The 21223-nt window shown below is 45.8% G+C and carries 16 protein-coding genes and 1 tRNA gene; 12 read left to right on the top strand and 5 right to left on the bottom strand.

Features of this window, described 5'->3' with window-relative positions:
* Nucleotides 1-15 precede the first annotated feature (15 nt).
* Nucleotides 16-1473, top strand: a complete 1458-nt coding sequence (locus CLV42_RS26705) for a TolC family protein (RefSeq protein WP_170117666.1) — start codon at nucleotides 16-18, stop codon at nucleotides 1471-1473.
* 23 nt (nucleotides 1474-1496) lie between these two features.
* Here CLV42_RS26705 and CLV42_RS26700 read toward each other — a convergent pair whose 3' ends face one another.
* Nucleotides 1497-3224 carry a GMC oxidoreductase gene (locus CLV42_RS26700; RefSeq protein WP_106605000.1) on the bottom strand — a complete coding sequence of 576 codons (1728 nt, stop codon included), beginning with the start codon at nucleotides 3222-3224 and terminating at the stop codon, nucleotides 1497-1499.
* Nucleotides 3225-3375: 151 nt separating this feature from the next.
* Here CLV42_RS26700 and CLV42_RS26695 point away from each other — a divergent pair, with 151 nt between their 5' ends.
* From CLV42_RS26695 to CLV42_RS26675, 5 genes are read left to right on the top strand one after another with little or no spacing between them, the layout of a single operon-like run.
* Entirely contained in the window at nucleotides 3376-4161 is a 786-nt protein-coding gene (locus tag CLV42_RS26695) for a phosphatase PAP2 family protein (RefSeq protein WP_106604999.1), read from the top strand.
* A gap of 10 nt (nucleotides 4162-4171) precedes the next feature.
* The gene (locus CLV42_RS26690) at nucleotides 4172-5428 is read left to right on the top strand and encodes a TolC family protein (protein ID WP_106604998.1); all 1257 of its coding nucleotides are present in this window, start codon (nucleotides 4172-4174) and stop codon (nucleotides 5426-5428) included.
* A 16-nt stretch (nucleotides 5429-5444) separates the two neighbouring features.
* Nucleotides 5445-6386, top strand: coding sequence for an efflux RND transporter periplasmic adaptor subunit (locus CLV42_RS26685; RefSeq protein WP_106604997.1), 942 nt, complete (start codon nucleotides 5445-5447; stop codon nucleotides 6384-6386).
* Nucleotides 6387-6396: 10 nt separating this feature from the next.
* Nucleotides 6397-9420, top strand: a complete 3024-nt coding sequence (locus tag CLV42_RS26680) for an efflux RND transporter permease subunit (RefSeq protein ID WP_106604996.1) — start codon at nucleotides 6397-6399, stop codon at nucleotides 9418-9420.
* A gap of 52 nt (nucleotides 9421-9472) precedes the next feature.
* Nucleotides 9473-11953 carry an outer membrane beta-barrel family protein gene (locus CLV42_RS26675; RefSeq protein WP_245901742.1) on the top strand — a complete coding sequence of 827 codons (2481 nt, stop codon included), beginning with the start codon at nucleotides 9473-9475 and terminating at the stop codon, nucleotides 11951-11953.
* A gap of 269 nt (nucleotides 11954-12222) precedes the next feature.
* Here CLV42_RS26675 and CLV42_RS26670 read toward each other — a convergent pair whose 3' ends face one another.
* Nucleotides 12223-12960, bottom strand: a complete 738-nt coding sequence (locus tag CLV42_RS26670; protein WP_106604994.1) for a hypothetical protein — start codon at nucleotides 12958-12960, stop codon at nucleotides 12223-12225.
* Between the two features lie 305 nt (nucleotides 12961-13265).
* Between CLV42_RS26670 and CLV42_RS26665 the strand changes: the two genes are divergently transcribed.
* The 3 genes from CLV42_RS26665 (at nucleotide 13266) to CLV42_RS26655 (ending at nucleotide 17065) form a co-directional block, all read left to right on the top strand.
* Nucleotides 13266-15413 carry a xanthine dehydrogenase family protein molybdopterin-binding subunit gene (locus CLV42_RS26665; RefSeq protein ID WP_106604993.1) on the top strand — a complete coding sequence of 716 codons (2148 nt, stop codon included), beginning with the start codon at nucleotides 13266-13268 and terminating at the stop codon, nucleotides 15411-15413.
* Nucleotides 15414-15481: 68 nt separating this feature from the next.
* Nucleotides 15482-15565, top strand: a tRNA-Leu gene (locus tag CLV42_RS26660).
* 384 nt (nucleotides 15566-15949) lie between these two features.
* Entirely contained in the window at nucleotides 15950-17065 is a 1116-nt protein-coding gene (locus CLV42_RS26655) for a tyrosine-type recombinase/integrase (RefSeq protein WP_170117665.1), read from the top strand.
* A gap of 51 nt (nucleotides 17066-17116) precedes the next feature.
* Here the strand turns inward: CLV42_RS26655 and CLV42_RS26650 are convergent, their stop codons facing one another.
* The gene (locus CLV42_RS26650) at nucleotides 17117-17356 is read right to left on the bottom strand and encodes a hypothetical protein (RefSeq protein ID WP_106604991.1); all 240 of its coding nucleotides are present in this window, start codon (nucleotides 17354-17356) and stop codon (nucleotides 17117-17119) included.
* A 1149-nt stretch (nucleotides 17357-18505) separates the two neighbouring features.
* On the opposite strand from CLV42_RS26650, the gene CLV42_RS26645 reads away from it, so the two are divergent.
* On the top strand, nucleotides 18506-18793 hold the full coding sequence (locus CLV42_RS26645) for a hypothetical protein (protein WP_106604990.1): 288 nt from the start codon (nucleotides 18506-18508) through the stop codon (nucleotides 18791-18793).
* 33 nt (nucleotides 18794-18826) lie between these two features.
* Here CLV42_RS26645 and CLV42_RS26640 read toward each other — a convergent pair whose 3' ends face one another.
* Nucleotides 18827-19390, bottom strand: a complete 564-nt coding sequence (locus CLV42_RS26640; protein ID WP_106604989.1) for a hypothetical protein — start codon at nucleotides 19388-19390, stop codon at nucleotides 18827-18829.
* 50 nt (nucleotides 19391-19440) lie between these two features.
* Nucleotides 19441-19680, bottom strand: coding sequence for a helix-turn-helix domain-containing protein (locus tag CLV42_RS26635; protein WP_170117664.1), 240 nt, complete (start codon nucleotides 19678-19680; stop codon nucleotides 19441-19443).
* 364 nt (nucleotides 19681-20044) lie between these two features.
* On the opposite strand from CLV42_RS26635, the gene CLV42_RS26630 reads away from it, so the two are divergent.
* Together CLV42_RS26630 and CLV42_RS26625 are read left to right on the top strand one after the other, a co-directional pair.
* Nucleotides 20045-20314, top strand: coding sequence for a hypothetical protein (locus CLV42_RS26630; protein ID WP_106604987.1), 270 nt, complete (start codon nucleotides 20045-20047; stop codon nucleotides 20312-20314).
* A 180-nt stretch (nucleotides 20315-20494) separates the two neighbouring features.
* Nucleotides 20495-21010 carry a hypothetical protein gene (locus CLV42_RS26625; RefSeq protein ID WP_106604986.1) on the top strand — a complete coding sequence of 172 codons (516 nt, stop codon included), beginning with the start codon at nucleotides 20495-20497 and terminating at the stop codon, nucleotides 21008-21010.
* Nucleotides 21011-21223 lie beyond the last annotated feature (213 nt).

Here is a 21223-nt window from a genome sequence, read left to right as displayed (position 1 = left end):
AGTATTTGCAGAAAAATGAGCCTGCTTCTGATAGCATCTGTGTATGTTCCCTTAGCGTTTGCACAACGACCGATCAATCTGCAGGAAGCTGTATTGCTTGCGCAGCGGCAATCCCTTTCCTACAAGATTGCGCTTAATAGTCATCAGAGCAGTCAATGGAACTACCGTAGTTACCAAATCTCCAGGAAGCCGGCACTTTACCTGGAGGGTACGGTACCGAACTATTCGCGCAGTATCAACAAGATCACTCTATCGAATGGTGAGGATAGCTTCGTCAGCCAGAATCAGGCTTACAGTTCCGTGTATCTGAGTCTTCAGCAGAATATTACGGCGACGGGGGGCATCTTATCATTGGGTTACCGCCTGAACCGTATCGATGTATTTGGCACAAATAGTTCTGTCAGTTATTCTTCCGTACCGGTATCACTTGCTTACACACAAAGTACGATAGGCTACAATGAATACAGGTGGTTAAAAAAAACTGAGCCGCTGCGTTTTGAGCTGGCGGACCGGAAGTTTGTTGCTGACATGGAAGATATCGGGCTGTCTACCATAGATAAGTTTTTCACTGTACTGCTGGCACAAACGCAGAAGGAGTTAACGGCGAATAACCTGAGCAGTTCGGATACCTTATTGCAGATAGCGAAAGAGCGCTTCAAACTGGGAACGGTCGGGCAGAGTGAATTGCTGCAATTGCGGCTGAATGTACTGGAAGCACAGAAGGCGCTGACGCAGGATAGTGTGGACCTCTTCCTCGCGAGGCAGGAGCTTGCCCGTTACCTGAATCTTGATCCGGAGGCCAGGTGGATGATCACTTTACCGGAAGAGGCGTCTTTCTTTGTTGTTGCATATCCGGAGGCGCTTGAGCGGGCAAAAACTAACAGTCAGGAAGTGCTGAAATTCAGGCTCAACCGGTTGGAGGCGGAGCAGCATGTAGCAGAAGTCACTGCGGCGAACAAGATCCAGTTCAGGGTCAGCGCCAATTTCGGACTGTCTAATACGGCACCAAATCTTCCGAAGTTATTTGACAAAATGGAGAATCAACAGAACCTGTCTATCGGGTTCAGTATGCCTATTCTTGACTGGGGTAATGCCAGTACGAAGCGGCGGCGTGCAGAGGCTGACCTTAGCATGGTAGAGCATCAGATAGAACAGGAGCAGGTAGCGCTGGAACAGGAAATTGCCCTACAGGTATCCCGTTGGAGTTTATTGCCACAACAAATGAGTGTGGCGCGGGAAAGCCGCGAAATATCCGAAGAAAACTATGCGCTGGAACAACAAAGGTTTCTCCGGGGAACGATTACGCTGAATGATCTCAATATTGCCAGGGGCAACAGGGAGCGTGCGGTGACGGCCTACTATGAAGCGCTGAAAATATACTGGCAGCTGTACTTTACGCTACGTAAACTGACTTTATATGATTTTGAAAAGAAGGGGGAATTGAAGTATGTGATCAGGCCTCCGCTGCAGTGAGTGGATACCCGGAACATTAGCTCTTATATATTTCCCTTCTTCATTTCGCTGACAGCGTGGGTGGCAGCTCTTGCCGTCAGCGCCATATACAGCAGGGATGGGCTTTGATTACCGGTGCTTGTCATGGCAGCACCATCTGTCACAAATACGTTTTTACAGTGATGTAACTGATTCCACTCATTCAGCAGGGAGGTACGGGCATCTTTGCCCATTCTGCAGCCACCCATTTCATGGATATCGAGACCGGGCGCCTGGTGGTTGTCGTGCTGCTCAATGTTTTTACAGCCTGCGTTGTCCATCATCTCTGCACTTTGGGTAAGAAAATCTTTGATCATTCTTTCATCGTTGTCGTCATAGTCGACGGACATGATCAATAAGGGTATGCCCCATTGGTCTTTCTTATCAGGGCTTAGTCGCACGTGATTTGTTGCTTTGGGAATAGTTTCTCCCTGCATATACATGTAGGTACGCCAACCACCGGGTTCAGATAATGCGTCTTTATAAGCAGCGCCGATCTGATGCTCCAACAGTTCTCCATTGGCACGTGCGCGGTAGGCGCCCATGAAGGTGGTGAAGCCACCGACGTAGTCAGAGTCCTGCCGGTGCAAATTGCGGTAGTTGGCGATGATGGGTTCTGTAGGATTACGGCCATAGTAGTACTTATCTTCCATCCCTTCCATTTCAGCACTGACGGATGCCCGGTAGTTATGAAACGCGATGTATTTTCCCAGGAGGCCGTTATCGTTTCCCAGGCCATTGGGGAAACGGTTGCTGGTGGAATTCAGTAAGACCAGGTTCGTATTCAGGGCGGCGGCATTGACGAATATGATACGTGCGAAGAAGTCGGTGACTTCTTTTGTATTTGCGTCAATTACCCTTACGCCGGTGGCTTTTCCTTTTTGTTCGTCGTAGATAATGGAGTGTACAACGGAGAATGGTCTGACAGTAAGATGACCGGTCTTCTTCGCCCATGGCAGTGTGGAAGACACGGAACTGAAATATCCCCCGAAGGGGCAACCACGCATACATAGATTCCTGGCCTGGCATTTGGCACGACCCTGTTGTAAATGAACATCCTGGGGAGCGGTCAATTGTGCCCATCGCGCATGTACCAGGTGGCGGTCTTTATAGTTTGCCTGGATCTTCCGCTGGATCTCTGCTTCGGCGCAGTTCAGGTCAAACGGTGGCAGGAATTCTCCGTCTGGCATGGCGTCTATACCATCGCGGGTACCGCAAACACCTATGAACTTTTCGACATGAGAATACCAGGGTGCGATCGTATCATAATTCACCGGCCATCCGATGCCATAGCCGTAGCGTTCCGGGGCTGTAAATTCGAAGTTACTCCAACGCTGGCAGGCACGACCCCAGGTGAGGGATTTTCCGCCTACCTGATAGCCCCGGATCCAGTCAAAAGGCTTTTCCTGGATGTAGGGATGGTCATTGTCTTTGATGAAGAAGTGAGCCGTGTCTTCTCCAAATCCGGCCGCCTTGCTGATCAGTGGATTTTCCTGGAGGAAGGCTTTGGACATTTGTCCGCGGTGTTTAAATTCCCAGGGCGCCATGGTGGCAGTAGGATAATCTTTTATATGCGTTACATTCCGGCCTCTTTCCAGGACCAGTGTTTTCAGCCCCTGATCACAGAGTTCTTTGGCAGCCCATCCGCCGCTGATACCAGAGCCGATCACGATGGCGTCGTAGGTGTTTTGCTGCGTGCCTTTTGTATTAATGAACAATGAATTAGCTGACATGACGTGGAACCGGGTTGTTTTAGGTGAATGCTCTTATTGGGTATAACCCAATTTAAGGATTTTGGACGGATAACGGCCTCATAATTTCTTTAGAATTGGGAGCTACTTTAGTGGATGGAGTGGGGATTGAAGTCACCAACCATCTTTTACTATGCGTATATTCAACTGTATCGTTCTCGTTTTTCTATTAATGGCGCTGGCTTCAAGTGCTCAGACGGACAGCCTTGTCAAAGGCACTTCCAATGGTATTCCAGACCGGACAGATACCATTCGTAGCACCCAATTGCACCCATTGAGACTGATTATTCCTGCAACACTGATCACTTATGGTGTGATAGCCCGTCAATCGGGCGCCCTAAGGAATTTAAATAATAATCTGTCTGACGACCTATGGACCCGGCATCACCATAGTAAAACACCAATCGATAACTACCTGCAATGGTCGCCAGCTGTGGCGCTGCTTGGTTTGCAACTGGCAGGCATAAAGGGACAGGATAAGTTTGCAGATCTCAGTATCAAATATGGTATGTCTTTCCTGTTAAATACTGCCCTTACTGAAATGATAAAGAAATCCTGGAAAGAATGGCGGCCAGACAGTTCTAACCAGTATTCCTTTCCTTCCGGGCACACATCTAATGCCTTCATGGCGGCAGAATTGTTAAGACTGGAATACCGGAATGTGTCCCCATGGTATGGTGTTGCCGGTTATGCAGCAGCTGCTGCCACCGGTTTTTTAAGAATGTACAACAACAAACACTGGTTCAGCGATGTTGTAGCTGGCGCCGGTGTAGGCATCCTTAGTACAGATATTGTATGGTGGACATATCCCGTGCTGAAACGATGGGCCGTTGGGAAGGGAAAGGACGTGAGCACCATGATAGTTCCTTATTATACGCCATATACAGGAGCAGGTCTGTGCCTTGCGCATCATTTTTAATACGCCGGATATGCATTGTAGAGTAGCTATTCTCTGGACCCATGGCATGTTGTTGCTGCTGCTATTGTTTTCTGTAATTACAACAGCACAGAAAAAGACTATTGACTTCTACCTGCAACAGGCGCTTTCCAACAGTCCCTTACTGAAAGACTATCAAAACCAGGTAGCGTCAAATACAATCGACAGTGAGCGATTAAAAGCGAGCTATCTGCCCCAGGTAACTGGCAACAGCTTGAATAGCTATTCTCCGGTGATCAAGGGATATGGATATGATAACGCCATTACCAATGGCGCGAATATTTCGGCGTTGGTTGGCGTCAATAAAACATTGGTAGGTCAAAAAAACTTACAGACGCAATTCAACGCCATTCAGCTGGCCAGCCGTGGAATAGAAAACACATCGAAAATAACCGAACAGGATCTGAAAAGAACAATATCCGGGCAGTTCATCACCACTTATGGTGACCAGCAGCAGCTGGGTTATCTTAATGAAGTGTATAACATGCTTTCCAAAGAGGAAATAGTGCTAAAAAGGCTCACAGAACGCAACGTATACCGGCAGACAGACTATCTCACCTTCCTGGTAACCTTGCAACAACAGAAGATTGCTGTCAGGCAGCAGACCATCCAGTTGCAAAATGATCTCGCTACATTAAATTACCTTTCCGGTATTGTAGATACAACATTGATAGAACTGGAAGCACCTCCGCAGTCACTCTCCTCTCTGCCATCTGTTGAAAACTCGATCTTTTTTCGTCAGTATACGCTGGATAGTCTCAAACTAGGCAATGACCGCGCGCGACTCGATTATAGCTATAAGCCTAAGGTGAATGTATTTGCTGATGCCGGCTATTATTCTTCCCTGGCGGGTATTCCCTACAAAAATTTCGGTACGAGCTTTGGGTTCGGCCTGACTGTTCCTATATACGATGGCCATCAACGCAAGATGCAGTACCGAAAGCTGGACATTGCTGAAAAGACGCGGCAGCAATACAGGGATTTCTTTATCAGGCAACATGACCAGCTGGTGCCACAGCTGATGCGGCAGCTGGAAAGTACCCGGCAATTAATCGATCAGATCCGGGAGCAGATCAGGTATTCAGACGGATTGATAGAAGTGAATTCCAAGCTCCTGGTTACGGGTGATGTGCGGATTGCCGATATGGTGATAGCCATCAATAATTACCTGACGGCCAGGAACCTGCTGACGCAAAATGAGATAAACAGACTACAAATTATTAACCAGATAAATTATTGGAACAGGTAATCTGCCATGTAATACGATGAACCCGAAAACTTATTATATAATAACGTTAGCCAGCCTGATTGGATTGTTGTACATATCCTGCCATAGTAATGTATCGGCAGTGGATGACTCTCCGGCCGTTGAGACGCAAACGCCTGTAACGGTGGTGTCAGTTGTACGTGACACCATGCAGGAATTTGTTGAATTGAATGCTACCGCCACTTTTCTCCTGAAGAGCTATATAAAAGCCAATACAAACGGTTATCTGCAATCTTCCCGGATCACGCCCGGAGAGCTGGTGGCTAAGGGACAGACGCTTTTTAGTATCAGGACAAAGGAGGCTGAAAGTATCGGGAATACGATAAACGCGCTGGATTCCGGCTTCAAATTTACAGGCACCAATATTATCCATGCTGCAGAAAGCGGGTATATTACTGAGCTGAATCACCAGCCGGGTGATTATGTACAGGATGGAGAACAGCTGGCTGTAATAAACACGAGCAAGAGTTTTGTATTTATTATGAATATGCCTTATGAGCTTCGCCCCGCTCTGGCAGGCAAGAACCAGGTACAGCTGGAACTACCGGATAAGGAGCTATTGACAGGCACCATTAAAGCCATGATGCCAGCTGTGGATTCCGCTTCGCAAACACAACGGGTCGTGATAGAGGTGCAGGCCACGCATCCCATTCCTGAGAACCTGGTTGCCCGGGTACGTATCCGGAAGACTTTTAAAACAGGCGTCATCATGGTACCCAAAGCGGCAGTGCTGACTGATGAGACGCAAAGCGAGTTCTGGGTCATGAAACTGAGAGATAGTGTCACTGCCATAAAGATACCCGTCCGGAAGGGCATCGAGAACAATGCGATGATCGAAATATATTCTCCTGCAATAAGTGAGCATGACCGTGTATTAGTGAGTGGGAACTATGGGCTGGAAGATACTGCCAGGGTGAAAATTATTCCGTCACAGCAATAATCTGAGTATTGTGAAAAATTTCTTCGTCTCCCATAAGAACCCAATGACGGTATTGCTGATATTGATTATTGGTGGTGGGATATTTGCTTACGATAAAATGCAGACGTCCCTGTTCCCGGATGTTACTTTTCCCAAGATAAAGATTATTGCGGATGCGGGTCTTCAGCCGGTAGACAAGATGATGATCACTGTTACCAAGCCCATGGAAAATGCAGTGAAGCAGGTGAGGGACCTTCGGATGATCCGCAGTACCACAAGCAAAGGAACCTGTGAAATATCTGCCTTTATGAACTGGGATGCTGACATTGACCTCAGTCAGCAAAGGATCGAATCCCGCATTAATCAGATCAGAAACCACCTGCCTCCGGATCTCCAGGTGACAGTAGAAAAAATGAATCCGTCTATATTACCGGTGATGGGTTATACTTTGCAGAGCCATTCAATGTCTGCCATTGAGCTTAAGATGCTGGCAAATTATACCATCAAACCGTTCCTTTCACAGGTAAACGGGGTTGCTGAAGTAAGGGTTATAGGAGGAAAAACCAAAGAATACTGGCTGTTGCTGGACCAGCAAAAAATGAGCACACTCTCCATTACACCCGACGTTGTGAGTAGTGCGCTCTCCCAGACCAATTTCGTGCTGTCTAACGGTTACCTTTCCGATTATAAGTACCTGTATCTTACCGTCACTGACGCCACCGTACATACACTGGACGACCTGAAAAATATAGTATTGGTCAATAATGGGAAACGTATTGTCCGGGTGGAAGATATAGCAAGTGTGGAGATAAAGGAGGCTGTAGAGTATACAAAGATCAATGCCAACGGCAAAGAAGGCATCCTGGTGGCGATTATTAAGCAAGCCAACGCAAATCTCGTCGATGTCTCTTCTGCTGTGGAGAAGCAGGTGCTTGAGCTAAAAAAGGTATTGCCCCGGGGTGTTACGATAGCCCCTTACTATATACAGGCAGATTTTGTAAACAGCTCCGTGAGAAGTGTTACGGACTGTCTGTGGGTGGGATTATTACTGGCGGTCATTGTTGCCATTATTTTCCTGAAATCTGTGAAGGCAAGTGCTACGATCCTGGTTACCATACCGGTTACCCTCTGCCTGACATTGATTGTGCTCTATGCAATAGGTTATAATTTTAACATCATGACGCTTGGCGCCATTGCGGCAGCCATCGGCCTGATCATCGATGATGCTATTGTGGTGGTTGAACAAATACACCGGACGCACGAAGAACACCCTGAAACGCCCACCATTCTGCTGCTGCAGAAAGCGATCGACTACCTGTTTCCCGCCATGCTGGGCTCTTCAATCAGTACCATTGTCATATTTATACCTTTTCTGTTGATGAGCGGTGTAGCAGGTGCCTATTTTAAAGTGATGACCAATACTATGATCATTACTTTAACCTGTTCATTCTTTGTTACGTGGATTGGATTACCTGTTATATACCTGCTGTTTACCAAAGAAAAACACGGCAATAACATTGGACGGGCGGATGCACATGAGGTCAAAAAACAACGATGGGTATCTTATTTTATACATCGTCCGATTATCAGCATTGTGTTTGCCGGATTACTCGGAAGCAGCATTTTCCTGGTGCTTCCGCAGCTAAAAACGGGCTTTCTCCCTGAAATGGATGAAGGCAGTATTGTACTTGATTACTCAACACCACCCGGCACATCGCTGGAGGAAACGGACCGGATACTGCGTGAGGTAGAAAAGCAGATCCAGTCAGTACCCGAGGTGGAGGCATATTCAAGAAGAACTGGTACGCAAATGGGCTTCTTTATAACAGAACCCAACAGAGGTGATTATCTGATCCAGCTCAAAAAGGATCGCAGCCGTACTACTGATGAAGTATCCAGTGATATCCGCCAAAAGATACAATCTTCCCAGCCTGCGCTGCGTATAGATTTCGGGCAGGTGATCGGCGATATGCTGGGTGATCTGATGACTTCCGTGCAGCCTATTGAGATCAAGATCTTTGGGGATAACCATGAAAGGCTCCAGGAGCTGTCCAGACAGATCGCTGCTGTTGTATCCCGCATTCATGGCACAGCGGATGTTTTTGATGGCATCGTTATAGCGGGTCCCTCGATCAGTATCATTCCTCATTACAGTAAGCTTGCCCAGTTTGGCATAACACCTGCCAATCTGCAACAGCAGGTACAGGATGCATTGCAGGGACACACTGTGGGTGGGATACAGGAAAGGGAACAACTCACTGCCATCCGGATGCTGTATCCCGGAAGTACGAAAATGAATGTAAAAGATATCGGCAACTTACAAATATTCTTACCCGGGGGAACGCTACTTCCGATCACCTCTCTTGCCCAAATAAAAGTAAATGCCGGAGATGCCGAGATACAGCGGGAAGACCTTCAGAGTATGAGTGTAGTAAGCGGAAGATTAGAAAACAGTGATCTTGGTTCTGTGATGAAAGAGATCCAGCGGGAGCTGGGAAAAATGAACCTTCCCGCCGGCTATCATATTGAGTATGGCGGTAGTTATGCGGAGCAGCAACAATCTTTCAGCGAGTTGCTGATCATTTTGATCACGGTAAGCCTACTGGTATTTGGCGTTATCCTGTTTGTGTTCAGGGAATTCCGGGTAGCTTTGTTGATACTGATTATCGCGGTGCTGGGTATTTCGGGAGGTTACCTTGCCCTATGCATCACTAATACTCCGCTGAACGTGGGTAGTTATACGGGACTGATCATGGTGGTGGGCATCATCGGTGAAAATGCCATCTTCACGTTTCTGCAGTTTAAAGAATCACTGCATACCTTACATCCTGACGAGGCGATCATCTATTCGATCTCTACCCGCCTCAGGCCTAAGTTAATGACGGCATTGGGAGCCATCATTGCATTAATGCCATTAGCGCTGGGTATTGGAGCCGGAGCACAGCTGCATCAGCCCCTGGCGCTAGCGGTCATTGGTGGATTTATCACTGCCCTGCCATTGCTGTTGATCGTATTTCCTTCGATGTTGAGGCTATTGTACGTTTTCAAAAAATGAACATTGTACGGGGCTCCAGTATTTCTACAGATTTAACCCATAAGTTTGCTGTATGCAATCAAAAAAGTTCCTCCTTTTGACATGGATGCTGATTACCCTCATCGCATCTGTTACCATGGCGCAACATTCCGGTACCGGAAATGGGAAGATAAACGGGCTCATTAAAGATTCTGTGTCTGGCGCCCCACTGGAATATGCGACCATCACATTGCTTGAGAAAACATCGGGCAAAGTAATTACCGGCAATACCAGCAATAGTGCCGGCCGGTTTACCCTCAGCGGTATTGTTTCAGGGCATTACAGGCTGGTGATTGAGTATATGGGATACAGATCTTATGTAATGGAGGATGTGTTTGTAAATAGTAACGCTAATATAACAATACCGGTCGTGCATCTTTACCAAAGTTCCAAAGCCCTGGCGGCGGTAACGGTTACCGGTCAAACGAAGCTAATTGACAACCGGACAGATAAGATGATCTACAATGCCGAAAAAGACCTTACCTCTCAGGGAGGTGTTGCTGCGGATATCCTGAGAAAAGTACCGCAGGTATCCGTTGACGTTGATGGCAATGTCCAGCTGGCGGGTAATGGCAGTATCCGTTTCCTGATCAACGGCCGTCCTTCTACGGCGTTTGGTTCCAGCATTGCGGATGTTCTGCAATCCATCCCTGCCAGTCAGATCAAAAGTATCGAGGTGATCACCAATCCTGGCGCCCGGTATGATGCGCAGGGACTTGGAGGCATTATCAATATCATCCTCAAACAAAGTACTACCCGCGGCGTAAACGGCAGTGTTTCATTGACAACCGGTACCCGTGTTGAAAACGGTTCCTTCAATTTTGCGGCGAGGAGCGGGAATTTCGGCATCAATACATTTATCAGTGGTAACACAAGACTGGCAGTGACTACGCCCTCCAGCTCGTCCAGGCACTCATCTGATTCAACGGGCAGTTCCCTCCTCAACCAGGACGGCAGCGGACGTTTCAAGAGGCATGGTATTGAATCAGGCATTGGCTTTGACTGGACGCTGCAAAAAAAGAACGTTATTACGGGATCATTTAATTACAACCAGTTTGGCAATAATAATCTTAGCAATCTGCATCAGCAGCAAACGCTCAGGGATTTAACGGGGGCTACTATATTCGAACAGCAGATAGTGAGTAATTCCGGCAACAGCTATAAGTTCCATAACATCGACGCCTCCCTTGACTATAAAAGAACTTTTGCAAAGGAAGACCAGGAACTGGAAATTTCTGTTAATTCCAGTTTTGGGCATTCGCGGACCCTGGCTCATAATGAGCAATTTATGCTGCCGAATGACTCATTGTTGTACGGTGTGAGCAACATTAACCCGGGAAAAGAAAATGAGACCCAGATAGCCATTGATTATACGCAGCCCTTTACCCAAAAGGTGCTGTTAGGAACAGGGGGTAAAATAACATTCTTAGACATCAACAGCGATGCTGCTGTTCAAAGCCTGCATACTGGCTTAAAGGAATATCAGTATGATGGCGCGCTATCTAATAATCTTAATTATCATCAGAAAGTGTATGCGTTGTATGCAGAGCTTTCCTTTCCGGTAGCTCACCTTTTTGATGTCAAGATGGGAAGCCGGTATGAGCGGACTGAAACTACCAGCTTTTATTCCAACGCGCCCGGACAGGCAGCTGCACCTGGTTACAATACACTTGTACCCTCCATTTACTTCTCCCGGAAGATAGGCGATAAACAGCTGCTTAAACTCAGCTATTCAAAAAGAATAGAGCGTCCGGATTATGGTGATCTGAACCCGTTCATCAATACCAGCGATCCGAAGAATATCACTGCGGGTAATCCTTATCTGAAACCTGAGATCGGACAAAGGGTTGAGCTGGGCTATTCTGTGGATATCGCTAATATAGGTTCTTTAATGGCAACGGCTTTTTACCGGCATAATGGTCAGGATATCCAGCCATTTGTAAAATATTATACCGACTTACAAGTGGGCGATTCCATTTATCACAATGTATCGGTGAGCTCCAGGGAGAATATCGGCACGGAAAAAAATACCGGTCTGAATCTCTTTGCAGACTTACACCTTAGCTCAAAGCTGGGTTTCCGCACCAATGTGTTTATGTTTCACCGTCATATTATTAATGAAATTGACAAAGGAAATGATCGTAGTAGTTTTAACTACCGGATTAATATGAATGCGACCTACCAGATTCTGAAGGATCTGGCCGGTGAGTTCTTCGGCAATTTTAACTCGGCCAGAAATGAGGTGCAAGGAAAGTATCCTTCATTTACGACCTACAATATTGCTGTCAGGAAGCAATTCTGGAATAAAAAAGGAAGCCTGGCATTTGTAGCTGTCAATCCTTTCAATGAATATGTTAATCAACGCCTGGTACTGGACGGGCCGAATTTTACACAGACCAGTCTTCGTAAAATTCCTTTTCGTTCTTTTGGATTGAACTTTACGTGGAAGTTTGGTTTGCTGGAGGTGAAAAAGGAAAGAGAGACTGATAACAGCGATTTAAACATGGCGCCATGATGTAATGTGCCGGATAGGGGCTCCCCTATCATTCGCTGGAACTATGCTGTATACATGCCTTATACATGCCGCATACGTGGACTTGAGGTGGTGTTGATCATTGCGGAGTAATTACAATAAAATCTGATAAGCAAATGTGTCTGGATGGCGTCTGGCAATAACAGTGTAGCTTCAGGGTATGCTGCAGCGATGGAGATGGGGTATAGGTGGGTTGTAACATTCGATGGATGGGGCTACTCAACAAAAATAATCACCAGCGGCTGGAGGTCTTATTCCCGTTGAACGATCGCCGGACCAGCATCCGGGACTGTTTCCAGCGCTGACGTTGTACCCTGTGGGTAACCAGGCTTAAAGCATTCCGGCATTTGCGGGACTGCTACAGCAATGATATCTGCAGCCAGGTATTTCCTATTGCAAGATGGCCCATTTTTATACATGCCACACACCTGTAAGGCGACCACCAATGTTCCTTCACCGCGCACATTCAGGGAAATATTTGCTCCTTCGAAAGATTCACGCGGGTCAATCATTAACATAGCCGTTTCTGTACCAATGACCTGATGTGTATTAAAGTCAATACGCGCTGCGATCACTTTTACTTCCAGCATGGTGATACCTTTGTACCGGGCAAGTATTTGCGGCGGAATATGCAGTACTTCATTCCTAAAAAGCCTGGGGGCTACCGTAAAGAAACGATCTGTTCCCGCATGCTGGTTGAAGCGGAAGCCAGTTATGGCGGTGTTATTACCCGCTGCGTTGATCATCAGCTTGTTCAGGCGGTTGATATGCCCGTTGTCGCAACGGATATCCAACTCATGGTAAAAGGCCTTACGGATCATTGCTGCTTTTCTACTTGCCACGCCAAAACGTTGTGCAGCACGGCGGGTGGCAGCTGTTTGCCTGACTATTTCAGGCCTTCGGCGCAGGAAATGCTCTCCGTTGCGCTCATACCCTATGAGATCGCGGAGCTGACCGCTATAAGGGAAAAGTGACTTTTGTTTAGCCATTGGTAACTATTTTTGTGATATATAAAATTAACATAGTCCGGAGGAGGAAGGCACTGAAAAAGGCGGAGATTGTCCACAATTCCGGGCTTGTTATCCCCCTTCTACATCTTACCTGATACGCTGACCGGCAGGTTTTATGTTATACCGTAGCTGGCTTAAACAAAGGCCTGAGAATTACCTGACATAATGTAGAATAACCGATAATCGAAGATGCCTGGCGATTTTTGAATGAATAGATTAAATTTGGTAGCTATATGCCATTACCTTAGGGGCATTTAAACATCTCTTCCCATAACTTCATCCCAATGGAACATAAAAAAGACCTTTCCAGAAGAGCTTTCCTGCAGCAGGCGGGTTTGTCCGGTATTGCTTTGACCATTGGTTATTACTGGCCGGCAATAGGAAAAAGTACGGGGGAGATTGTCCGTGCGGATGATGTGACGGAGTTGATGTCATGGATCTCAATAGATTCCGCAGGGAAAGTGACGATCTTCAATCACCGGTCGGAAATGGGACAAGGTACCTGGCAGGCCATTCCGCAGATCATTGCGGAAGAACTGGAGGTTAGCATGGACCAGGTGAGGGTTCAATACGTGACCGTTCATCCGACGAAATATGGACCACAGCCAGCGGATGGAAGTTTTTCTATACGCGGCTGGTATGAGCAATTATTGCGTGTTGGCGCTTCAGCCAGGGAAATGCTGATTGAAGCGGCAGCGAAGCAATGGGGTGTTCATCCTTCCGAATGTTATGCGGAAAATGGAGAGGTTGTTCATCGCGTAACGGGAAAAAGACTTCCTTATGGTGCGCTGGTAAAAGATGCAGCTCAATTAAAGCCACCTGCTGATGTTAAGCTGAAAGCGCGTAAAGACTATAAAATTATCGGCAAGCCTTTACATCGTCATGATGCAGGAGCTAAGACCAATGGCACGGCCGTATTTGGACTGGATAAAAAACTACCGGGGATGTTGTATGCAGTGGTAGAACGGAGTCCGAGGTTCAGGGGCAAGGTAAAGCATTTCGATGATTCAGCGGTTACATCTATCAAGGGTGTAAAGCGGGTCTTTAAAGTGAGGCGGCCTGTCTTTGATAGCTGGTATGAAGGCGTGGCGGTGGTGGCAGACTCCTTGTGGGCTGCGATGCAAGGACGCAAGCTGTTGAAGGTAGAATGGGATGATACCGGGTTTGAACATCTCGATTCAGCGCAGATTGCTGCAAGGATGCAGGCCGATCTGAACAAGTTCTCGTCGCCCGATAGCTTTGAGGCTGCATTGAAGCAATCTTCTGCTATAGAGGCGGTATATGAGATGCCGTATCAATCGCATAGCTGTATGGAACCGCTTAACTGTATTGCGGATGTGAAGGACGATAGTATCGAGATATGGGGGCCTATACAGGAGGCTATCTGGGTGCAGGCAGATTTAAGTGAGCGGCTTCATGTTCCTATTGAAAAGGTGAAAGTGAATATGACCTTTCTGGGTGGTGGTTTTGGGAGGAAAGCATTCCTTGATTATCCGCACGAAGCGGCGCTTATTTCCAAAGAGATGAAGGCGCCAGTACAGGTAATGTGGACGAGAGAGGATGATATGAGCGCAGGCCCTTTCCGCTCGGGTGCATTGTACAAATGCAGGGGCGGCGTAGACACGCAAAAGAAGATCTTTGCATTGCAGATCCTTTCAGCTGCGCAATACTTTGGTCCGGGGGCCGACAAAGCGCCCGAACCCCAGGCATTAAAGGAGAATACCGGGGGAATAGCCGGCATTATTTACGACTATTATAAGACAATACCGCACTATAGCTTCGGAAGCGTGGCCATTAAATCGCCCATACCCACTATGTGGTGGCGCGCGCCCGGGGCTAACACCGACGCTTTTGCTGCTGAGTGTTTTATTGATGAACTGGCACATCTTGCTTTGGCAGATCCCCTGGCATTCCGGAGAGCACATTTTACCTTTCCGAGGTATCAGGCGCTGGTGGACAAACTCGCAGCCATCAGTAACTGGAATGCCCGGGGGAAGCATCAGGGCTGGGGTGTGGCGATTACGGAATGTTTTGGTAGTATGGTGGGCCAGGTGGTGAAAGTATCCCGACAGGATGCTCAAATTAAGATTGATAAAGTGTTTGCCCTGATAGACTGCGGTTGGTATGTAAATCCGGATACCATTCGTGCCCAATTGGAAGGGAGTATTGTTATGGCGCTGGGGGCAGCCGTGAATCATGCGACACATTTCGAACAAGGGAGAACGGTAGAAAGGAACTTCCACTCCTACCCTATGCCCAGGATGAATGAGATTCCTGTAATTGAGGTGCATATTATGGAGAATGAAGAGAAACCAGGAGGTGTCGGTGAGCCGGGATTGCCGGCGTTTGCGCCAGCGTTATGTAATGCCATATTTGATCTTACGGGGAAGCGGGTGAGGAAACTGCCGTTCAGGCTGGATAATTTCTTGTAGAAGAAAAAATTTGGGATTTTGAATATTTTATATACATTTGCAACCCGCAACTGAAGGACAGTTGCTTTGCCCAGATGGCGGAACTGGTAGACGCGCTAGACTCAAAATCTTGTTTTCGAAAGGGAGTGCAGGTTCGATTCCTGTTCTGGGCACGCAAAAAGGTTGTAAGTATTTGACTTACAACCTTTTTTATTTTTAGTCAAAGTCGATTTTAGCCGCTTTTTTTCGGTTACGACCACCATCGTTGACTAAAAATTGACTAACGTAATGACTAAAAAATTAACCTGCACTCCACAGGAATTTAACCTGCACAGAAGCTGTAACATTTTTTTCACCAGATTGACTAAAAAGGCTGATATACTTGTTCTCCCCGGTCAGTCGGTGCCAATCTGGCCAGTATCGCAAAATTTTTATTCTTTCCGCTTGCTTTCACGTTTATCCGTTTGGGTGTCGGCCGCCCCATGTTGGCGACTCCCAGTACTATTACGGGCATATTCATTGTACAACTCATTGCTGACCGTAAAAATTGTTGGAGTATGAAAATTGTGAGACAGAAAAGCCCAAACGGAAAGAAGATTTACCTATATTATGATTATGGCCGTGCCAAAGGTGATCGGGTCAAAACGGGTATGTTTTTATATGCGAGGCCGGCAAACGCCGTTGAAAAACAACACAACAAACAAACAGCAGACCTTCTCTTAGTAAAACAAGGACAACAGGTATTGGAACAGCAAGCAATTGGAACTGGCTATATTCCTGAACACCGATTTAAGACAAACTTCCTTGATTATTACTCAGACTTTGTCGAAAATAATAAGAGGGACAATAATAGACACCTCGGCTGCTGCTTTAGCAAATTTAAAACATGGACCAAGCGGTCCAGGCTAGCCCCGATTGAAATCACTTATGATCTTTGCTTCCGGTTCCGAAGGCATCTGCTGGATACATTGAAAGGTGAAACGCCGCAGAATTATTTTGCAACCTTCAAAAGAATGTTAGAAAGTGCGACCCGCGAGGGTTACTTTAAGATTTGCCCGACCGATAATATTCCGGCCACCAAAAATCCGAGTGAAAACCTTCCTGACTTTTTAGAAGTGGACGAATTTTTACGATTCATCGCTGCCCCTCCCCCGCCTCAGATTCAGGAAACCATAGAAGCATTCATTTTTGCTTTATATACCGGCGTGCGTTGGTGTGACGTCGAGAATTTACAGTGGGGAGAAATTAATGGTTTTAAGTACACCACCCGGATGCTACAGGCAAAAACAAAACAACCCGTCATTTTACATTTACATCATGTGGCAACGGCGCTGCTTCGCAAACGTAGACAATACCTGGGGGAAACAATACTTCCGGCCAAAAAGGTGTTCAATTTACCATCCCACAAAGCAGCAATAGATGTAATTAAGGACTGGGCTAAGAAGAGAGGGATTATTAAGAATGTCACACCCAAGACAGCACGTCTTACCTATTCCATTCTCCTGCAGGACAAATCTGTTGATACGTCCACAGTTGCCTATCTATTAGGGCATACTACGACCAAACAAGTGTCTGAGATATACAAACGTCACAGGCCAAAGAACCAAATGGAAAGTGTCAACAATTTGCCAATTCCTGATGTCTTACCTGATTACTTACGGTTTACTGAATAGATGGAAAAGGGGCGCAAAATTGACGCCCCTTTCTTTTGTTAACAAAGACCTTCACCGTTTCGTATTGGCCTCCTTTTGAACAATCTTTGCCTCCTCTCCTCCCATATACGAATCAAGCTCCTCTCTACTATAATAGCCCGCCGTATTTTTGTATATACCATGTTCCTTGCATTTCTTTGCAAACTGAGTCCTGCCCAGGTTGGTATATATCAGCGCTTCCTCCGGCTTTAAGTAAGGTTTGAAACATATTGCGATCGCCCGCATTGTCAGCATTTCATCTTTCTTCACCATAATCTTACATTTACTTAATACTGATTGTTAATTTACACGGTATACTTCTCTTCCCGCTCGGTAATGCCAACCTCAATTGCCTCAGATATTCGTTCATTACTACTTCTTCCATAGTCAATCTTCCAGTCATTTTTCCTTCACCTTGTAGCAACAAAAATAAACAACGAACTCTATTTGATCCTATTCAAAATATGGTCAGGATAGGTCTTGTAGTATCTAATTTTGGGCGACAATTTCGTTGAAGCACCTGCAAAGAAAGCATTACAAATTAGCCGCTCGAAATGGGCTAGAACAGCCTTGAAATCCGCAGCGGGTTACCTGTCAAATTAAGGCCCAAAGAATCATAAATATGTAAATGGTTTGTGTACCTGGAAGCGCCTGATTTCCTCCGCAACTATATCTCTGAAATTCCACAAATCAGTCGAAAAAAGACAGGAAATCAATGGCCGCATTCCCACTTCATGAGGCTCGTTTTGCAAGTTACGGCTAGCCGTTTATAGATCGATTTTTACCAATACGAAATGCCAGAAAAAGAAGATTTGTTCGGGCCAAAAGAACATCAATCAGCGACCGGCCTTGATAACAAAATCAGCGGGGAACGGATATTTTAAACGTTTAAACCTTCCGGCAACTAGCCCTACGTTTTATTGTTTTGTCGCAAGTTTCCCTTAAAATACAGCGGATCAGCTCTCTTCTCGCTGACAATCTTCTAAGGAAGGTTGGGCCCTTTAAAACCGCAATCAAGGCTACTTCCAGCCAAACTATGACGTCAAATGCCCGCCTGGTCGTACAAACCAAAGACTTGCAAGACCTAGATTGTGGCTTCGCTCAACCGGCAAGGTGTCAGTTTGTCGGACAAACTACTTGGGAACCCTTACTCCGGAGTCGTGGGTGAGTCTTAGAAGACGTGAAAACCTTGCAGTTATGGTCTAAATACAAAAAGCGTGGCAACCTCGTTCTGGATTTAGAGATCTGCAGAATGTTGTCTGCCTCTGCAGACATATAATGTAAGGTGCAGAAAATACCAACTACTTGGTATTTCTGGATCAATGGATAGTTAATAATTTCATATAGAATCCTAGAGGTCAAACTTTATAAGGCGTCTAATAATTGTAGCGTTTCGATTCTTAACCAACAAAAATTTCTTTTATGAAAAAGTTCCTTTTCTGCTTATCTGCAGCATTGCTACTTGTAGGAGCTACTTATGCACAAGATAAGGCGACAAGAGAAGCCAAACAATCCGCCAATAGAGAATTAAACAGGGAAATACGAGTGGGAAAAAATGAGGGAAATGATAGCAAAGTTCGAGATGCCAGGGAGGCAAAAGAACAAGTAAAAGAGGCCAAGACACCTGAAAGGGTAAGAGAAGTCGTTAAAGAATATAGAGCAGGTAACAATACTCCTTCAGAGAAACCGGCAGATAGAAAACCATTTTAGTTAAAGACCAAAAATGCTGGAATTCACAGAGGGCTATTCAGACGCCGGCCCTCTATTAGTTTTCTTTTCAGCTATTGCAACTGTTTGGAGCATTTTATAGTATGGCATAGCTTCTGAATAGGAGTCGTTTGATTGTGTCGCCTTATTCGCATTACGTTCTGCAATTCTAATGTTGTAAAGAGCTTTAACCTGCTGTTCAGTAAATCCACGCTTTATCAAATTTTCCTTTACCAAAATCCAGTCTATAGCTTCGTATGCTGTACTCGGTGCATTTTGATTTTCCCATACAAACTTGGACGAACTAGCGGTTGGCTCAAAATTTCTATATAGGACACCTAGATATACCCCTACACATAGGAGTACGGAAAATAAGGTAACAGCTTTACCAATTGCACCTGCAGATGGACGAGGTATGTTTATGTCTTTTAAATCTTCCTTTTTCCTGTCAAAAAAAAGCCCTAAAAATGCCATTCCTGCTCCGATGACACCAGTCACCAAGGCACCTATTACAGGGGAATTAGAGGCGCCAATCATAAGCCCTAATACAAGTGAAAATGTGATAAGCCCAGAGTAAAACCAGAAATTTTCTTTATTCATAACATGGGGTTGTGGTTTATAACTCAATTACAGAAATATATAGGCTATTGCTACTCCTCTTCCCTCAAAAAATAAAATACATCCCCGGTAGTCTGCTCGGCCAGTTTATAGACACTGGTTAGCCTGAGGTCCTTCTGGCCTTTCTCTACCTTAGTTAGCCAAGCCTGGTCAAACCCTGTTTCTGCAGCAAGCTGCCGGGCTGACATATTCTTGCTCTTACGGTATTTCACTAATCTTTGGCCAACACGGTCTAAAATATACTGGTAATCTTTTTCTTCGTCTTTATTCATCAAAATGAAATTGAAAAGATTTCTTGAAAAAACCGATGTCCGATCGGACATCGTATCTGTTTTTTCCCTAACTTGCCGTTATTAAACTGAGTAAGAGTGGATTAATAAGAGCATCATCCGTAAATAATTTTATATAGCTTTGCGATCTTCATAAAGATTTTCGCATCGAAATTGTCTTGGTTCCCGAAACTCCCCATTTCAAACGACCAACAAGGCAACGTCGAGTAGCGCCATGCACTAGCGTGGGCGCTCGCGTTGTTTGGTCAAGGCACTGGGGAGTGCCAGGGAACATCAACGTAGAGGCCCACGTTTTCTTTTAGACGTTGGGTTCTGCATTCATGTGTCCTGTTTAAATGCAAAATCAATGAAAAAAATTAAAGACTCAGCTCTGAACACATGCTCCTTCTTGCAATTGGTGCATTGTGTTTTCTATGCCATTCCCAACAAATTCAGGGACGAAATAATGAAAGAATGCGGTATCAGCATCCCCACGTATTATCGCCGCGTAAGGCATGATGGTCCTAAATGTAGTAATGCAGAGAAGGACAAAATTGCCCAGATAGCCATCGACAACCTTAAGGCGGCTATCTCCGAATGCGAAGCTCTAATTTCCAAACGCAAACAGCTGAATTGACATTTCAGCGGCGCACTAGCTGAGCTTAGCACGTAGTCCTGCACAGGACCACCATCATTTACTAAATCAAGTTTAAGGGGTATACATAAGAGCCATTAATGCTGGCTCCGTAACGACATGGTTGCAGGGTATCTACCCTGTACCACTTTTTATTGCAATAACATCCAAAACAAAATTTTTATGACAGCACCAGAAGTAGCAGTTGGGGACGTATTTCCTGTGCTCATGCCTAACGGCACCAAAGCAGGCGGCCATTACCTACACTTTACCACAACATTATTTAACATTAGCTATTATACAAACACACCCAAACAGCATGTAAGGCTTGTAAACACTGGCGGGTTTAAAGTTTATTTTGCAGCCATTGGTCCCATCCCCCTGGTAAAGATACAAACACCAATGGGTCCTCTTTACTTTGTACCCAACCCAATGGGATTAAGCGATAACGAGTTCGCCGATTGGACCTTAGAACGGAAGTTTGCACCTACGCGTATAACATTTTATCTGCTTAACATGAAAAATATCGTTGTAGCCAGCCACAATATTATTATCACCCGGCAGTGGCATATATATGACACAACCCAACATCTGCTGAAGGTCTTCAATACTCCACAGCAAGTAGAAGAAGAGGTCGATTGTATTTTTAAGACCTATTCACACAGAGCGCTGGAAGAACGGTTTATAATGATCGGGTAGGTTATGCTTGTACCTAATATTATCCAAATTTATCTACTCTGGTTAACATCCGCTTAGACTTGCAAGCCCGGTCGTAGGTGGAAAATGTCCCGGCAGGTACTATGTAACCATTATACATACTACTCTGGTGTTAACAATAGGGGAAACAACCACGATAATATCAAAAAGGCGCCCGGTTTTCCGAGCGCCTTGCCTTATGACTTTGCCCCATAA

The sequence above is a fragment of the Chitinophaga ginsengisoli genome (assembly GCF_003014595.1).
Taxonomy (GTDB): Bacteria; Bacteroidota; Bacteroidia; order Chitinophagales; family Chitinophagaceae; genus Chitinophaga; species Chitinophaga ginsengisoli.
Note: the sequence above shows the minus strand (reverse complement) of the source record. Positions and strands in the feature narration are given on the sequence as shown.

Coding starts and splice junctions, on each gene's coding strand:
- CLV42_RS26705 (WP_170117666.1), top strand. CDS start 16: ATGAGCCTGCTTCTGATAGCATCTGTGTATGTTCCCTTAGCGTTTGCA.
- CLV42_RS26700 (WP_106605000.1), bottom strand. CDS start 3,224: ATGTCAGCTAATTCATTGTTCATTAATACAAAAGGCACGCAGCAAAAC.
- CLV42_RS26695 (WP_106604999.1), top strand. CDS start 3,376: ATGCGTATATTCAACTGTATCGTTCTCGTTTTTCTATTAATGGCGCTG.
- CLV42_RS26690 (WP_106604998.1), top strand. CDS start 4,172: ATGCATTGTAGAGTAGCTATTCTCTGGACCCATGGCATGTTGTTGCTG.
- CLV42_RS26685 (WP_106604997.1), top strand. CDS start 5,445: ATGAACCCGAAAACTTATTATATAATAACGTTAGCCAGCCTGATTGGA.
- CLV42_RS26675 (WP_245901742.1), top strand. CDS start 9,473: ATGCAATCAAAAAAGTTCCTCCTTTTGACATGGATGCTGATTACCCTC.
- CLV42_RS26670 (WP_106604994.1), bottom strand. CDS start 12,960: ATGGCTAAACAAAAGTCACTTTTCCCTTATAGCGGTCAGCTCCGCGAT.
- CLV42_RS26665 (WP_106604993.1), top strand. CDS start 13,266: ATGGAACATAAAAAAGACCTTTCCAGAAGAGCTTTCCTGCAGCAGGCG.
- CLV42_RS26655 (WP_170117665.1), top strand. CDS start 15,950: ATGAAAATTGTGAGACAGAAAAGCCCAAACGGAAAGAAGATTTACCTA.
- CLV42_RS26650 (WP_106604991.1), bottom strand. CDS start 17,356: ATGGTGAAGAAAGATGAAATGCTGACAATGCGGGCGATCGCAATATGT.
- CLV42_RS26645 (WP_106604990.1), top strand. CDS start 18,506: ATGAAAAAGTTCCTTTTCTGCTTATCTGCAGCATTGCTACTTGTAGGA.
- CLV42_RS26640 (WP_106604989.1), bottom strand. CDS start 19,390: ATGAATAAAGAAAATTTCTGGTTTTACTCTGGGCTTATCACATTTTCA.
- CLV42_RS26635 (WP_170117664.1), bottom strand. CDS start 19,680: ATGAATAAAGACGAAGAAAAAGATTACCAGTATATTTTAGACCGTGTT.
- CLV42_RS26630 (WP_106604987.1), top strand. CDS start 20,045: ATGAAAAAAATTAAAGACTCAGCTCTGAACACATGCTCCTTCTTGCAA.
- CLV42_RS26625 (WP_106604986.1), top strand. CDS start 20,495: ATGACAGCACCAGAAGTAGCAGTTGGGGACGTATTTCCTGTGCTCATG.